Genomic DNA, 16,178 nt, shown 5'->3' on the forward strand with positions numbered 1-16,178 from the left:
ACCCGGTATGCAGAGACTCTCTAACAGACAGATTATTTTAGGTATCACCGGCGGCATCGCTGCTTATAAAAGCGCCGAACTCACCCGTTTACTCAAAGGTGCGGGAGCCGATGTTCAGGTAGTAATGACCCCCGCAGCCACCGAGTTTATTACCCCTCTGACGATGCAGGCGCTCTCCGGTAATCCGGTACACCTGCATCTGCTCGATCCGGAAGCAGAAGCGGGGATGGGCCATATAGAGCTGGCCAAGTGGGCTGATCTGGTGCTCATCGCCCCCGCCAGCGCAGATTTTATGGCTCGACTCAATGCCGGGCAGGGCAATGACCTGCTCAGCACACTCTGCCTGGCTACCGAAGCTCCAATCGTACTGGCACCGGCGATGAATCAGGCGATGTGGCGCGATCAGCAAACGCAAGCCAATGCAACAGATTTAAAACGCAAAGGCATACAACTGCTAGGCCCGGGCATAGGCGAACAGGCTTGCGGGGATACTGGCCCGGGACGAATGCTTGAACCCGTGGAGATAGCACAGCAGACCGCAGCACTGTTTGACCGGGGGGCACTGACGGGCAAGCGGGTATTTATCACGGCAGGGCCAACCCGTGAAGCCCTTGATCCGGTGCGCTATATCAGCAACCACAGTTCCGGCAAGATGGGCTATGCGCTGGCTGAAGCCGCAATTGATGCTGGCGCCAGAGTCACCCTGATTAGTGGACCGGTGAACCTGCAGACACCGCCACGCTGTGAACGGATAATGGTTGAAAGTGCTGAACAGATGCTGGCAGCATCTCTGCAACAGATAGGTGAGTGCGATATCTTTATCGCCGCAGCGGCTGTTGCCGATTACCGTCCCGTTGCCGTCGCGGAGCATAAGCTGAAAAAAGGCAACGAAGAGATCATGGAGCTGCGTCTGGTGAAAAACCCGGACATCGTTGCCACCGTTGCTGCACGGCCTGACAAACCCTTTACCGTGGGGTTTGCCGCCGAAACCCGGGATGTCGTCAGTTATGCACAGGATAAGCTGGCACGCAAGAATCTCGATCTGATTATTGCCAATGATGTGTCCCGCAGCGATATCGGCTTCAACAGTGACGATAATGCGGTAACAGTGATCAGCCGCGACGGGGTTCAACAACTGCCGTTATGCAGCAAACGCCAGCTGGCAGCAAAGCTGATAGAGATCATTGCAAAAAACCAGGAAAGCTAAGCAGATGCAAACGCTTCAGGTTAAACTGCTGGACCCGCGTATCGGTCATGAGTTCCCCCTGCCCCAGTATGCCACTGAGGGTTCAGCAGGACTGGATCTGCGCGCCTGTCTCACCCAGCCAGTGACACTGGAACCCGGCCAGACCGAACTCCTGCCAACCGGAATTGCCATCCATATTGCTGATCCGGGCCTCTGTGCAATGCTTCTGCCCCGCTCCGGTCTGGGCCATAAACATGGCATTGTGCTCGGCAATCTGGTCGGCCTGATCGACTCAGATTATCAGGGCCAGCTAATGGTTTCCTGCTGGAACCGTGGCCAAACCAGTTTTACCGTTGAACCGGGTGAACGCATTGCTCAGTTAGTGCTGGTGCCCGTGGTGCAGGCCAGTTTTGAGATAGTCGATGAGTTTAACGAAAGCGACCGCGGCGAAGGCGGTTTCGGCTCTTCCGGCCGCCACTAATATAGCCTCTGGGAAACTTAACCGTTGAATGGGTCCGACCTCAATCCAACTATATTTCGCGCCTATGATATCCGCGGTATCTATCCGCAAAGCCTGAATACCGCCGCTACCGTGCTGATCGGCCAGGCAATAGGCAGCGAAGCCCTCGCCCGACATCAGCAGAGCATCTGCGTCGGCTATGACGGCCGCCTGTCCAGTCCAGAACTCTGTCGCGCACTCATCACCGGATTACAGCAAAGTGGCATCGATGTGATCGATCTCGGAATGCTGCCTACTCCGGCGTTATATTTCGCCACTCACGCGCTGAACACCGGCTCAGGGGTGATGGTCACTGGCAGCCATAACCCGGCCGAATATAATGGCTTTAAAATTATGCTGGCTGGACACACCCTGTCCGGCGATGAGATAACTGCACTCTACCAGCGCATCGTTTCAGGACAGCTGAACGAAGGTAGCGGTACGCTGCAGAAACAGGATATCACTCCCATTTACCTCCAACGCATTCTGACAGACCAGAAACTGAACAGACCGCTGAAGGTTGCTGTTGACTGCGGCAACGGCGTTCCCGGCCCCTGGATTGTCCGGCTGCTGGAACGCTTTGGTTGCGAGGTTTTACCCTTATACTGCGATGTCGATGGTAGCTTCCCTAACCATCATCCGGACCCCGAAAAAGCCGAAAACCTGGTCGACCTGATCAACAAAGTCGGTGAGTCTGCGGCAGATATCGGGCTGGCGCTGGACGGTGATGGCGACCGCCTGGCCGTCGTCAGCAACAGCGGGGAAATCATCACGGCTGACCAGCTGATCTGCTTGTTTAGCCAGGATCTGCTGCTGCGCCACCCGGGGGCAGAGATCGTCTATGACGTTAAATGCTCGCTCAACCTGCCCTTGCTGATTAACAAACTCGGCGGCAAAGGGGATATGTGGCGCTGCGGTCACTCGATGATTAAAAACCGGATGCGGCAAACCGGAGCACTGTTCGGCGGTGAATTCAGTGGCCATCTGTTTTTTGCCGAACGGTGGTATGGCTTTGACGACGGACTCTATGCAGCGATACGGCTACTGCAACTGCTCAGCAACAGCGACAAGACTGCAGATCAGCTCTTCAGCCAGTTTCCGCCACTACCTTCTACCCCGATGATCAATATCGCCGTCAGTGACGAGGACAAATTTCGCATTATTGCGCAGTTCAGCCAGCTGGATTTTTTTCCGGCCAGGGTCTGCAATGTGGATGGTTTGCGGGTAGAATACAGCGATGGCTGGTTCGGCATCCGCCCCTCCAATACCACCCCGATGCTAACCCTCAGAATTGAAGCACTCACGGTTGCAGCGCTGCAAAGAATCAGTCAACTGCTGCAACAGAAACTGCAACAGGTAATGCCAGGCTTGCAAATACCGGAGTTAGCAGTTACAAACTATACAAACCCTACAGATAGAGACGATACTCATGCCACTGTCACGTAAAGATGCGATGAATACCGCAAACGTGCTAAGCGAAGCACTCCCCTACATTCAGCAATTTTCCGGCAAAACCGTGGTCATCAAATACGGCGGCAACGCGATGATTGATGACAAGCTGAAGGACAGTTTTGCCCGTGATATCGTGATGATGAAACTGATCGGCATCAACCCGATTGTCGTCCACGGCGGCGGCCCTCAGATTGGCGAGTTACTGGAAAAACTGGCGATTGAATCACACTTTGTGAATGGCATGCGGGTAACCGATTCGAAAACCATGGATGTGGTTGAGATGGTACTGGGCGGCATGGTTAACAAAGATATTGTCGGCCTGATCAACCGCAACGGCGGTAAAGCGATCGGTCTGACCGGTAAAGATGGCATGCTGTTAGGTGCACGAAAACTGAAGGTGAAGCACCAGTCACCGGAGATGTCCGTGCCTGAGATTATCGATATCGGCCATGTTGGCGAAGTCGATCATGTCAATATCAAAGTACTTGATATGCTCAGCAACTCTGACTTCATTCCGGTTATCGCCCCCATCGGCGTTGGCAAAGATGGCGAGTCCTACAACATCAATGCAGACCTTGTTGCCGGTAAAGTGGCTGAGGTAATGCAGGCAGAAAAACTGATTCTGCTAACCAATATCAGCGGCTTGCTGGACAAAGAGGGCAATGTCCTCACCGGGCTGACAACCGCACAGGTTGATGGACTGATTGAAGACGGCACAATCTATGGTGGCATGCTGCCCAAGATCGACTGCGCACTCAGCGCTGTAAAATGTGGCGTTACCAGTGCGCACATTATTGATGGCCGGGTAGCACACGCCTGCATTCTGGAACTGTTTACCGATGAAGGTGTAGGCACACTGATCACCAACCAATCACGCAAGGTGCAAGAGTGATGGATGTGGATACCACAGAGAAGCCCTCCCGGCGCGAGCAGATTCTGCAGTCGCTGGCAATGATGCTGGAAAGCGATCCGGGGGCCCGCATTACTACGGCGGCCCTCGCTAAGCATGTCGGCGTATCGGAAGCGGCGCTGTATCGCCACTTCCCCAGCAAAGCGCGCATGTTTGAAGGACTGATCTCATTTATTGAAGAGACCATGTTCAGCCGCATCAACATGATTACCGGTTCAGATGCCAACGGCATGAAACAGTGTGAACAGATTCTCACCCTGCTGCTGGCATTTGTAGAGAAGAACCCCGGCATGGCGCGGATTCTAACCGGGGATGCGCTCTCTGGAGAAACCGACCGGCTGCGACAACGCATCAATCAGTTTTTTGAACGCATGGAAACCCAGCTGAAACAGATTATGCGTACTGCCGAGCAGGTTGAGGGGCTGCGTACACAACTCCCCACCGGTGCCACCGCCAATCTGATGCTGGCCTGTGCAGAGGGGCGCATCCGTCAGTTTGTTCGCAGTGAGTTCAAAGCCCGGCCAACCGCCAACTGGGCAGACCAGTGGAGCGTACTCGCCATAGCAGCGAGCCGCTGAGGCTCAGCGAACCAACGGCTTCGCAGCCGGATGTTGAGCCAGGTGATCCTGGCAGTGTCCTTCATGCCGATCACACTCATGCCCCAGCTTGCGCTCGGCAAGCTGGGCTTCAACCAAGCGGCGCGCCTCGGCCTGTTGAAACAGAAAACCGCTGGGAGCCACCAGCTGAATCCCCTGCTCGCCAATTTTAGGTAAGGCATCCTGAAGGTAGCGAATCGTTTCCGGATAGGGGTGGCAGATCAGTACAGCAAAGCCCTGCTCTTGGGCAAGTCTCAAACCATAGCGGAACTGTTTATCAATAAACGCGGAGGTCTGCTCATGATCCAGAAAAACATCCCGCACCAACCAGGGAATCCCCTGAGAGTATGCTGATTTCCAGGCCATGGTGTCACTGGTCGTTCGACTATCAAGGAAGAACAGCCCCTCCTCCGCCAAGACCGACATTACCCAGTCCATTTTCTGCCGCTGTTGCGTCAGTAAACTCCCCATATGGTTATTCACACCCGACACATGAGGAACTGCAGCGATATCATCCCGCAGGACAGCTATCAGTTGCGCCTGGCTCTGCGTATCCGTCAACGCCCCCGGTCCTAAACGCAGATGAGCAGTATTGGCCATCGGTGCATGCAGCATGACCTCTTTTCCCTGACGATAGGCCATCTCAGCCAGATCTACACTGTGGGGGGTGTGGGGCAGAACAGAGTAGGCAACCGGCCCGGGCAGGTTGATTGCTGCTTTGCCCTGTTCCAGATTATTACCAAGATCATCAACAATAATAATCAGACGTGGCGGGCCTGTTTCCGCCATCAATGGCTGCAACAGCGCCAACAAAAAGATAAGGCCCGCGGAATAGAATCCAGCGAGCCTGTAGGACAGAAAAACCGTTCGCTTCACTGCGGCTTAGCGCCGGCTTTTGTCTGCCGGGCAGCGGCTGCGGATTTAACCACGGCGAGCCCTTTCAGCAGGTTTAGCGCTTCGTACAACTGAAAGTCGCTTTCGACCATCGACACCAACGCCTCAGACGGATCCGGGGCTTTCGCTTTAGCATTTTCAAGATGACCACTCAGGTCACGCTCTTTGATGAAATTACCAGAGTCTTTCAGGTTCACATCAGCTTCGGCAACATAGATATCAGGCACAATTCCCTGGGCCTGAATTGAGCGTCCCAGAGGGGTGTAATAGCGTGCCGTTGTCAGTTTCAAAGCCCGCTGTTTGGTCAGCGGCAGGATTGTCTGCACCGAGCCCTTACCGAAGCTATCAACGCCCATTATAACCGCCCGGGCCTGATCCTGTAGCGCACCAGCAACAATCTCAGAAGCGGATGCCGACCCCTGATTAATCAGCACCACAATTGGCACATTGTTATCAATCAGTGTGCGCTGAGTCGCATTGTAACGCAGCTCGGAATTAGTGACCCGCCCCTGGGTATAGACAATCAACCCCTGGTCGAGGAAGGCATCGCACACCTCCACTGCCGCCCGCAGAACGCCGCCCGGGTTATTACGCAGATCCAGCACCACTCCATTTAACTCACTCTCAGCTTTAAGTTTTTCAATGGCCGATTGCAGGTCTTTTCCGGTATTAACCTGAAACTGCGTAATACGCAGATAGCCGATACCGCCATCGAGCATACGTTGTTTCACACTGGCAACACGAATAATGTCACGCACTACCACGATCTCAAGCGGTTTATCTTCACCTTCACGCACCACCGTCAGCACCAGTTCAGAACCGGGCGTGCCGCGCATCAGTTTTACCGCTTCCGCCAGCCCCATTCCCTGTACTGGCTGATCACCCAGTTTAATAATCAGGTCACCGGATTTGACACCGGCCCGCTGTGCAGGGGTATCATCAATTGGCGCAATAACACGAATAAAGCCATCTTCCAGACCCACCTCAATACCCAACCCACCAAACTCACCACTGGTGTGACTCTGCAGATCAGAGAACGCTTCCGGCTCAAGATAAGCCGAGTGAGGATCAAGACCAGCCAACATACCCCGCACCGCATCTTCCAGCAGTTTGGCGTCATCCACCGGCTCAACATAAGCATTTTTGATACGCTCAAATACTTCAGTAAACAGACGAATCTCTTCCAGTGGAATCGTTTTAGCCGCAGTATTATCCGATGTTGCATCTGCGGCAAACAGAGGGGCCGTTAACCCGCTCAGCAGGCAGGCCAGCAACAGAGGTTTAGTCAGGCTGGTTAGCTGTTGCTTCAGCGTCATGGTTCATCCTTTTTACATCTGTTAAATATTGAAACAGCATAACCGCTACGACTACCTTCTCGCCAGCCATTTAAGCGGATCTGTAGAATTTCCTTTATAGCGTACGGCAAAATAAAGGCCCGACAGGCTACTGCCACCACTATTGCCGACAGTTGCCAGCTGGTCTCCGGCAGACACCCACTCACCCACATCCCTCAACAGGGATTCATTATGCCCATAGAGACTCATATAACCACCTCCATGGTCGACAATCGTAAGTAGTCCATAGCCGCGCAGCCAGTCGGAAAAGACCACCCGCCCATGATGTACCGCCCTGACAGGCTGTCCTGATTTTTGTGCGACCAGGATCCCCTCATAGCGCATACCGTCCTGGTTGCTACCGAAACGACGACTAATATTTCCTTTTGTCGGCCAGGGTAAACGTCCCTTGAGTTCAGCAAAGGAGCGCTCATCGCCACCGATGGCAATCTTTTCGATCGACTCACGAATCTGTGCCAGCAGTTTTTCCAGTCGCCGCTGATCTCCCTGCATCGATTTCAGCTGCTGACTTCCGTCTGTAAGTTTTTTCTCCAGCTTACTCAACACAACCCGACGTTCCTGGCGTACCGATTCCAGATCATTTGAGCGCGCTTTCAGCAGATCCCGCCGGTCGAATATATCCTGTTGCGCAGCTCGAATATCCTCTTCAGCCTTATCCAGCTGAACCAATCCCTGCCGGAACGACTCAAGTCGCTGACTCAGAGTCTTATTGATGCGGTCGTAGTAACGCAGCATCCGCGAGATCTGTTCCGGATCCCGCTGTGTCAGCAGTAGTTGCAAGCGTGGCTGGCTACCGGTCTTATATTGCTGGCGCAGCTGCAACTCCAGCCCCGCTGCCTGCTGTTTCAACCCACTCAGCAGAGGTTTTTTTTCCTCTTCGAGTTTACGTAACCGTGCCTCAGCACCTTTCAACTGCGCATTCAGCCGCAGAATCTCCTGCGCCAATTCACCAATGTTTTTATCGGTACGACGCAACTCCTGCTGCACTGAAGAGCGCTCGCCCTCTAACGAACCCAGCGTTTTCGTCAGTTTTGAAATTGTTTTCTTGAGGGTAACAATCTCCGCCTCGGTGGCTTTTTCCTGCACAGCAACAAGTGGCAGCGGTAGCAACAACAGCAAAAGAGTGACAACAATATGTGTAAGTGTTCTCGGCATATATAAGAAAGGCCGTTCAATGAACGGCCCCGATTCCTACCCCAGCACAGCCAGTGAATGGCCGGTCATCTCTGCCGGTTGTTCCAGCCCCATCAGCGCCAGCAAGGTTGGCGCCAGATCACACAGCGCACCATCATTCAACCGCAGCTGTGATCTGCGCGGACCATCATACACCAGTGCCACGGGCCAGGTTGTGTGTGCCGTATGCGCCTGACCGGTTTTTGGATTAACCATCAACTCCACATTGCCATGATCCGCAGTAATCAGCGTTTCCCCCGCCACTTTTTGCATCGCCTCAAGCACCCGCGAGATGCACTGATCGATCACTTCCACCGCCTTCACGGCTGCGGCAAAATTACCCGTATGCCCCACCATATCAGGGTTAGCAAAGTTGCATACGATCAGATCAAATTTACCACCGGTGATCGCTTCAACCAGCTTATCGGTAACCTCCGGCGCGCTCATCTCCGGCTTGAGATCATAGGTAGCAACATTCGGAGAGGGCACCAGAATGCGTTCTTCACCAGCATACGGCTGTTCTTCACCACCGTTAAAAAAGAACGTCACATGGGCATATTTCTCCGTTTCAGCGATACGCAACTGCGTCCGCCCCTGTTTCGCCAGAAAATCCCCCAGACTGTTAAACAGCTTAACCGGTGGATAGGCACAACTGGCGGCAATATCTGACGCATATTCGGTCATCATGACATAATCCGCCAGTTTTGGTGTGCTGCTGCGGACAAACCCCTCAAATGGGCTATCAACAAACGCCCGGGTAATCTCCCGTGAACGGTCCGGGCGAAAATTGGCACAGATTACCGTGTCATTATCCCGCACCAGCCCTTTCGGCAACCCATCTTCACCAACAATCGTGGTGGCCTGAACAAACTCATCGTTCTCATCACGCTCATAGGCATTGTGCAGGGCATCCAGTGCTGAAGTTTCATAGCAAGGGGCCTTTCCGGCAGTCATCGCATCATACGCCAGTTGCACACGATCCCAGCGGTTATCGCGGTCCATTGCGAAATAACGCCCCACGATAGTCGCAATCGCTCCCGTACCCAGCTCGGCAAATTTTGCTTCTGCCGCGATAATAGATGCCTCAGCACTGCGTGGCGGCATATCCCGACCATCCAGAATACCATGCAGGTATACCTGTTGCGCCCCCCGCTTAACCGCCATCTCCAGCAACGCAAACAGATGCTCTTCATGGCTATGCACTCCGCCGGGGGACAACAACCCGGTAACATGTACTGCCCCACCCGCAGCGATCGCTTTATCAATTGCAGCCGTCAGCACCTCATTGGCGAATAGCTCGCCATCCTCAATCGCTTTACTGATACGGGTAAAATTCTGGTACACCACCCGGCCAGCACCGATATTCATATGCCCGACTTCAGAATTCCCCATCTGCCCTTCAGGCAAACCAACCGCTAAGCCAGACGTTGCAATACGACTGTGAGGCGCATCAGCCATCAACCGATCCCAGGTTGGCGTATTAGCAGCAGCAATGGCGCTGGATTCAGTCTGCTCGACACCGAAGCCATCGAGAATAATTAATGCTTTTGGGGATCGCTGTTCAGTCATAGAGATATTTTCACTCGGAGTTATTTTATTGCCATGCAGTCAATTAAAACGGCTTTTTAACATGGGATCAACGGCCTGCTATTTTACTGGCAAAACGCAGTAATGGCTAATTATCCCAGGATTACGGCCCGGGAGCTCGAAAGAAAATCTCTGTTGAATCAGATATCGCCGACATTGATCACTTTTCCTCTGGATTTCACGCCTTCGGCTGTTACCAGTTTTGCTTTCGCAAGGTATACTTACCGGCTTTAAAAACGATCACCTTTAAAAACTATCACCGCGACCCGCAATTAATTCCGCGGCTTCGCAACTGGCCGGATACAGAGAATGGAACAACTGCTCGAATTCATCACTAACAATATTATGCTGGTAGCCGCCTGGGGCTTAACCCTGGCAATGCTGCTGTGGACTGAACAGAATAAAGCAGGAAAGTCCGTAGGCACCCATGAAGCAACCCGACTGATCAACAAAGATAATGCGGTTATTCTGGATATCAGGCCCAAAAAAGAGTTCACCACCGGACACATTACCAATGCTATCCATATCCCGGTCACTGAACTGGACAAACGCATGAGCGAGCTGGACAAGCATAAACAGAAGCCGATTATCGTCGTCTGTAATATTGGCCAGACCGCCGGTGCAGCCAGCAAAAAACTTAAAACCGCAGGCTTTGATAACGTTGTCCGTCTCTCTGGCGGCATGACCGAATGGAAAGCCCAAAGCCTTCCGGTGATTAAATAGTCATGCCGGAGATTAAATAGTCATGCCGGAGATTACCGTATACAGCAATAGCTGGTGTCCCTTTTGCCGCAGGGCAAAAATGCTGTTGGATCATAAAGGCGCCCGCTACACAGAGATAGATGTCGAAAAGGTTTCCGGCGCCCGCCAGGAGATGAACCAGCGCAGCGGCCGGACATCAGTTCCACAAATTTTTATCGACCAACTTCATGTCGGCGGTTGTGACGATCTGTTTGCCCTGGAACAACAGGGAAAGCTTGATCCGTTACTGGCCGGTTAACTCATTATTTACAGGAAAACAGGACAATGGCAGAGAACGAACAGAACACCCAGGAACAACAGGCTCCTCAGTTTGCGATTCAGCGTGTTTATATTAAAGACTCCTCTTTTGAAGCGCCTAACTCACCAAAGGTGTTCACTAAGCAGTGGCAGCCAGAGATCAACCTGGATATGAACACCGCAACCACCACGCTGGATAAAGGCGTGTTTGAAGTGGTTCTGACACTGACTGTTACCGCTAAAAACGATAGCGACACCGCTTTCCTGGTTGAGGTTCAGCAAGCCGGTATCTTTACCATCACCGGTCTTGCCGATGCTGAACTGCATCACACGCTGGGCGCTTTCTGCCCAAGCATTCTGTTCCCATATGCTCGTGAAGCGATCGACAACATGGTTAACAAGGGTAGTTTCCCTGCACTGATGCTGTCTCCGGTCAACTTTGATGCATTATATGCCCAGCAGATGCAACAACAGGCTGCCGCTGCGGCTGAAGAAGCGCCACAGCATTAAGCACGCCGACGCTTAAACAAAAAATCCGATGCCAGCAATGTCATCGGATTTTTTTGTGCTTAATGCGGCTGTGACCTGGCAGCGTTATCAGAGACCGCCACACCACTGACCCGTGACTCAGCTATTGCCACCGAACCCCAGCTGTCGCCAGGCCTCATAGACCACTACCGCAACCGTATTTGACAGGTTCAGACTTCGACTGTCGGCATTCATCGGCAACCGGAGGCGTTGCGCCGCGGGCAGGCTATCCAGCACCTCGGCTGGCAAACCACGAGTTTCCGGACCAAACAGCAGCACATCTCCCTCAGCAAACGCCGCATTGGAGTAACACTGACTCCCCTTCGTCGTCAGCGCCCACACGGTTCCCGATGCAAGTTCAGTCAGACAGCTGCCAAGATCGGCATAGCGCTTTACCCGGGCAAACTCATGATAATCGAGCCCGGCACGTCGCAATTTTTTATCATCAAAATCAAATCCAAGCGGCTCAATCAGATGTAACTGAAATCCGGTATTCGCACACAGGCGGATGATATTACCGGTATTTGGCGGTATCTCAGGCTGGTAAAGCACCACATGCAGCATAAAAAAATCCCTGACTCTCGATGAGGCAGGGATTATAGCTGAAACAAGCGTAAGATCACTCTTCTACAGACTCCGGCACATCATCCATACCCAGCTCTTTGATCTTGCGCGTTAGCGTGTTACGCCCCCACCCCAACAGCAGCGAGGCATCCCGGCGACGACCAGCGGTTTGCTTCAGCGCCGCTTCAATCATTATTTTTTCAAATGCAGGCACCGCCGTATCTAAAATAGATGTAGATCCCTGCTGCAACTGTTTCTCCGCCCAATTACGTAAGGCTTTCTCCCAGTTCGAGGTAACAACCTGCTCATCACCGGTATGATCCAGCAGCTCCGGGGGCAGATCACCCACCAGCACTTCACGACCAGACGCCATCACTGTTAGCCAGCGACAGGTATTCTCCAACTGCCGCACGTTACCTGGCCAGGGTAGTGTACTGAGAAATTTTTCGGTATCCGGGTGCAGCAGCTTTGATTCAACACTCAGCTCTTCGGCAGAGCTTTGCAGAAAATGACGGGTCAGCCGGGGAATATCTTCGCGACGTTCAGCCAGCTTTGGAATGTGGATGCGGATAACGTTCAGTCGATGGAAAAGGTCCTCACGAAAACGCCCCTCCTGTACCAGTTTTTCCAGATCCTGATGGGTTGCAGCAATAATCCTCACGTCGACCTTAACTGAGGTATGTCCACCAACACGATAAAACTCCCCCTCAGCCAACACCCGCAACAGCCGGGTTTGGGTATCCGCAGGCATATCCCCGATCTCATCGAGAAACAGTGTACCACCATCCGCCTGCTCAAAACGCCCCGGACGGGCAGAGGCGGCACCGGTGAAAGCTCCCTTTTCATGACCAAACAGTTCTGATTCGATCAGGTCTTTGGGGATAGCCGCCATGTTCAAAGGAATAAATGGTCTGGATGAACGTGGACTGTGCTGATGCAAAGCATTCGCCACCAACTCTTTACCAGTACCGGATTCACCATTGATCAATACCGTGATATTCGATTGAGACAAACGACCTATAGCCCGGAATACCTCCTGCATTGCCGGAGCTTCACCGATTATTTCAGTCTGCGCCTCAGGCTCAACACCACGCTGTTGCTGCTGTTCACGGGAGTGTTCTACGGCTCGTAAAACCAGCGCTGCCGCTTCATCAATATCGAAGGGCTTAGGCAGGTACTCAAACGCCCCACCTTTATAGGAGGCCACCGCACTATCCAGATCGGAATGGGCGGTCATAATAATAATCGGCAGTTCCGGATGCTCAGCATTCACCCGCTCAAGCAGATCAAGCCCGTTAATACCCGGCATCCGGATATCACTGACAACAACATCCGGTACCTCCCGCGAAAGTTGCTGCAACATGCTATCGCCGCTTTCAAACAGTGTGACTCTGACCCCTTCACTGGAGAGTGCTTTATCCATCACCCAGCGAATCGAACGGTCATCATCTACAATCCATACAGATGCAGCATTAGTCATCATTGTAGCTCCAGAGGTATTAATAATTGAAAGCAGGTCTCTCCGGGGACACTTCGACACTCGATCAGTCCCCGGTGTTGTGCCAATACAGATTGTGCAATTGACAATCCCAGGCCTGTTCCGACGGCTCGACCACTCACCATCGGATAGAAAATTTTCTGCAGTAGTTCTTCCGGTATGCCCGGTCCGTTATCGGTTATCTCGACACAGCAAACCAACCGATGCATCTCAGCACCCAACGTCAGATTGCGCATCACACGGGTACGCAACAGGATATGCGGATCTTCAGTTTCCGATTCCTGCAACGCCTGCATACCGTTACGCACAATATTCAGCACCGCCTGAATCAGCTGCTCCCTGTCGCCCATAAACTCAGGCAAACTGGGATCATAATCCCGCTGAACAAGAACCAAATCACCAAATTCAGCAATCACCAGGCTGCTCACATGTTCCAGTATGGAATGGATATTCACCTCTTCCATACGTGGCATCTTATGCGGCCCTAACATCCGGTCAACCAGATTCCGTAAGCGGTCGGCCTCTTCAATAATCACCCGGGTGTAATCGTGTAATGACTCATCAGCGAGCTCGCGCTCAAGTAGCTGCGCCGCACCGCGCAACCCCCCTAATGGGTTTTTAATCTCATGGGCCAGCCCCCGGACCAGCGAGATCACCGTTTCATGATTACTCAGCAACTCCTCTTCCCGGGATATGCGAATCAAGCGATCTCTCGGCGTCAGCTCAATCAGTACCAGTCGCCCATATTTCTGTGGCATTGGATTCACACTGTAATCGATAGTGATCTCCCGCCCTGCCAGCGTTGTTAACTTTGCTTCACGCTTGGTAAAGGGATGACCATTGTCCAGCGCACCAGTTAACGCATTCTGGTCATCATCCACCAGAAACCAGTCATGAAACGGCAACAGACGCAAACGCCGGGCACTGGCTTCCAGCAACATCTCGGCAGACGGATTCATATACACCAGTTGCAACTCACTATCGACTAGCAGGGCCGCTGTAGACAGGTTGTCTAATATATGTTTATGCAGATCGGGTGTTTTCATCGTTGATGTTCTGCCTCAGAAACTGACCATGACTGCTTTTAACTTATCGCAGACGGTTACTATAAAGATGGTAGCAAAAAGTAAACCAACTCGGTGCACAGAAAAAAATAAGCACAGATTCCGGGATTTACGGCCACTCTGAAGCGGGTTAATCCGCCGGAGAGACCCGAACAATAAAATCATGCGCACTGTTTTAGTGCAAACAAAATCAGCCAAAAATCGGGAATAAAAAAAGCCTCCCGAAGGAGGCTTGTTTCAGCTAATCCGCACTGGATTAAACAGAGTAGTACATATCAAACTCAACCGGGTGAGTAGTCTGACTTACTTTCAGACACTCTTCCTTCTTCAGACCAATATATGCATCGATCATGTCGTCGGTAAATACACCGCCAGCAGTCAGGAACTCACGGTCATTATCCAGAGCATCCAGCGCCTCTTCCAGAGAAGACGCAACGGTTGGGATAGCAAGCGCTTCTTCAGCAGGCAGGTCATACAGATCTTTATCCGCTGGATCGCCAGGGTGGATCTTATTCTGAATACCATCAAGACCCGCCATCATCAGCGCTGCAAAGCACAGGTAAGGGTTAGCAGATGGATCAGGGAAGCGAGTCTCAATACGGTAAGCCTTAGGATTGGTTACATAAGGGATACGGATAGAAGCAGAACGGTTACGGGCAGAGTATGCCAGCATAACAGGTGCTTCAAAGCCTGGCACCAGACGCTTATAAGCGTTGGTAGAGGCGTTAGTCAGGGCATTCAGCGCTTTCGCGTGCTTAATGATACCGCCAATATAGAACAGTGCAGTTTCACTCAGACCGGCATAGGCATCACCGTGGAAAATGTTCACGCCATCTTTAGACAGAGACTGGTGAACATGCATACCAGAACCGTTATCACCTACCAGAGGCTTAGGCATAAAGGTAGCAGTCTTACCGTATGCGTGAGCAACGTTGTGCACGCAGTACTTCAGAATCTGCACTTCGTCAGCTTTAGCTGTCAGGGTGTTAGGACCCACACCAATCTCACACTGACCTGCAGTTGCTACTTCGTGGTGATGTACTTCGATAGTCAGGCCCATCGCAGACATCGCATCACACATAGCGGCACGCAGATCATGCAGGGAATCAACCGGAGGAACCGGGAAGTAACCGCCTTTAACACGTGGACGGTGACCGGTGTTACCACCTTCATAGCTGTTATTTGTCGACCATGAAGCCTCTTCAGAACCGATAGAGTAGCCGCAACCACTGATATCAGCATGCCACTTAACTTCATCAAATACGAAGAATTCTGGCTCAGGACCGAAGATAGCAGTATCAGCAATACCGGTAGACTTCAGGTAAGCCTCAGCGCGCTTGGCAACAGAACGTGGATCACGCTCATAACCCTGGCCGGTTGAAGGCTCAACGATATTACAACGTACAATAATAGTTGAATCTTCCGTAAATGGATCCATTACAGAAGCCGAATCGTCTGGCTGCAGGATCATGTCGGACTCGTTAATACCCTTCCAGCCAGCGATGGACGAACCATCAAACATTTTGCCTTCTTCGAAGAAGTCTTCACCGACTTCGGTAACAGGGATAGTAACGTGCTGCTCTTTACCGTGGGTGTCGGTGAAGCGCATATCGACCCACTTAACATCATGTTCTTTGATCAGATTCAGAGTCTCTGACATTTGACTTTCTCCACTAGATTATGTTGCCAGACGCCCAACCGATCCTTTGATGACTACGAAAGCCAAACCGGTCAGGTTTATTTCGCCTTAAAATCAGCAAGGGCTATGCCAGTTAGCATAAGCACCGAAAAAACGCGGCACAAAGTGGTTCTGATCGAATTTGAAACAGATTAACCCATGAATAGCGAACCATAACAGGGCAAATAAACAAAT

At 52.2% G+C, this 16,178-nt stretch carries 16 protein-coding genes; 8 read left to right on the forward strand and 8 right to left on the reverse strand.

What is annotated here, in order from left to right; translation table 11 throughout:
* Positions 1-7 precede the first annotated feature (7 nt).
* From coaBC to slmA, 5 genes are read left to right on the forward strand one after another with little or no spacing between them, the layout of a single operon-like run.
* Entirely contained in the window at positions 8-1,207 is a 1,200-nt protein-coding gene (gene coaBC / locus ACQY8X_RS00095; RefSeq protein ID WP_428033102.1) for a bifunctional phosphopantothenoylcysteine decarboxylase/phosphopantothenate--cysteine ligase CoaBC, read from the forward strand.
* A 4-nt stretch (positions 1,208-1,211) separates the two neighbouring features.
* Positions 1,212-1,667, forward strand: coding sequence for a dUTP diphosphatase (dut, locus tag ACQY8X_RS00100; RefSeq protein ID WP_428033103.1), 456 nt, complete (start codon positions 1,212-1,214; stop codon positions 1,665-1,667).
* A gap of 24 nt (positions 1,668-1,691) precedes the next feature.
* Entirely contained in the window at positions 1,692-3,131 is a 1,440-nt protein-coding gene (locus ACQY8X_RS00105) for a phosphomannomutase/phosphoglucomutase (protein ID WP_428033104.1), read from the forward strand.
* Positions 3,115-4,029 (forward strand): acetylglutamate kinase, encoded by a 915-nt coding sequence (gene argB / locus ACQY8X_RS00110; protein ID WP_428033105.1) that lies wholly within the window; start codon positions 3,115-3,117, stop codon positions 4,027-4,029. Before ACQY8X_RS00105 ends, argB begins: the two co-directional genes overlap by 17 nt.
* Positions 4,029-4,625: a nucleoid occlusion factor SlmA gene (slmA, locus tag ACQY8X_RS00115; protein ID WP_428033106.1), complete on the forward strand. Its 597-nt coding sequence runs from the start codon at positions 4,029-4,031 to the stop codon at positions 4,623-4,625. The genes argB and slmA overlap by 1 nt, the downstream gene beginning before the upstream one ends.
* Positions 4,626-4,628: 3 nt before the next feature.
* Here the strand turns inward: slmA and ACQY8X_RS00120 are convergent, their stop codons facing one another.
* The 4 genes from ACQY8X_RS00120 to gpmI all read right to left on the reverse strand — a co-directional run bounded on the left by ACQY8X_RS00120 (position 4,629) and on the right by gpmI (position 9,634).
* A complete protein-coding gene (locus tag ACQY8X_RS00120) occupies positions 4,629-5,432 on the reverse strand; it encodes a divergent polysaccharide deacetylase family protein (RefSeq protein WP_428033107.1) in 804 nt (267 codons plus the stop codon).
* A gap of 83 nt (positions 5,433-5,515) precedes the next feature.
* Positions 5,516-6,853, reverse strand: a complete 1,338-nt coding sequence (locus ACQY8X_RS00125) for a S41 family peptidase (protein ID WP_428033108.1) — start codon at positions 6,851-6,853, stop codon at positions 5,516-5,518.
* Positions 6,854-6,904: 51 nt separating this feature from the next.
* Positions 6,905-8,047: a murein hydrolase activator EnvC family protein gene (locus ACQY8X_RS00130; RefSeq protein ID WP_428033109.1), complete on the reverse strand. Its 1,143-nt coding sequence runs from the start codon at positions 8,045-8,047 to the stop codon at positions 6,905-6,907.
* Between the two features lie 36 nt (positions 8,048-8,083).
* Positions 8,084-9,634, reverse strand: a complete 1,551-nt coding sequence (gpmI, locus tag ACQY8X_RS00135) for a 2,3-bisphosphoglycerate-independent phosphoglycerate mutase (RefSeq protein ID WP_428033110.1) — start codon at positions 9,632-9,634, stop codon at positions 8,084-8,086.
* Between the two features lie 327 nt (positions 9,635-9,961).
* On the opposite strand from gpmI, the gene ACQY8X_RS00140 reads away from it, so the two are divergent.
* The 3 genes from ACQY8X_RS00140 to secB are packed head-to-tail and all read left to right on the forward strand — an operon-like array spanning position 9,962 to position 11,161.
* Positions 9,962-10,375 (forward strand): rhodanese-like domain-containing protein, encoded by a 414-nt coding sequence (locus tag ACQY8X_RS00140; RefSeq protein ID WP_428033111.1) that lies wholly within the window; start codon positions 9,962-9,964, stop codon positions 10,373-10,375.
* A 22-nt stretch (positions 10,376-10,397) separates the two neighbouring features.
* A complete protein-coding gene (gene grxC, locus ACQY8X_RS00145; protein ID WP_428033112.1) occupies positions 10,398-10,652 on the forward strand; it encodes a glutaredoxin 3 in 255 nt (84 codons plus the stop codon).
* Positions 10,653-10,678: 26 nt separating this feature from the next.
* The gene (gene secB / locus ACQY8X_RS00150) at positions 10,679-11,161 is read left to right on the forward strand and encodes a protein-export chaperone SecB (protein ID WP_428033113.1); all 483 of its coding nucleotides are present in this window, start codon (positions 10,679-10,681) and stop codon (positions 11,159-11,161) included.
* 117 nt (positions 11,162-11,278) lie between these two features.
* Here the strand turns inward: secB and trmL are convergent, their stop codons facing one another.
* The 4 genes from trmL to glnA all read right to left on the reverse strand — a co-directional run bounded on the left by trmL (position 11,279) and on the right by glnA (position 15,965).
* Positions 11,279-11,743 (reverse strand): tRNA (uridine(34)/cytosine(34)/5-carboxymethylaminomethyluridine(34)-2'-O)-methyltransferase TrmL, encoded by a 465-nt coding sequence (trmL, locus tag ACQY8X_RS00155; protein ID WP_428033114.1) that lies wholly within the window; start codon positions 11,741-11,743, stop codon positions 11,279-11,281.
* Positions 11,744-11,798: 55 nt separating this feature from the next.
* On the reverse strand, positions 11,799-13,223 hold the full coding sequence (gene glnG / locus ACQY8X_RS00160) for a nitrogen regulation protein NR(I) (RefSeq protein ID WP_428033208.1): 1,425 nt from the start codon (positions 13,221-13,223) through the stop codon (positions 11,799-11,801).
* Positions 13,223-14,287 (reverse strand): nitrogen regulation protein NR(II), encoded by a 1,065-nt coding sequence (gene glnL / locus ACQY8X_RS00165; RefSeq protein WP_428033115.1) that lies wholly within the window; start codon positions 14,285-14,287, stop codon positions 13,223-13,225. Before glnL ends, glnG begins: the two co-directional genes overlap by 1 nt.
* A 274-nt stretch (positions 14,288-14,561) precedes the next feature.
* Complete coding sequence (gene glnA / locus ACQY8X_RS00170) at positions 14,562-15,965, reverse strand: glutamate--ammonia ligase (protein ID WP_428033116.1); 1,404 nt, start codon at positions 15,963-15,965, stop codon at positions 14,562-14,564.
* Positions 15,966-16,178: the final 213 nt, after the last annotated feature.

The organism is Amphritea sp., from assembly GCF_050300915.1.
GTDB lineage: Bacteria > Pseudomonadota > Gammaproteobacteria > Pseudomonadales > Balneatricaceae > Amphritea.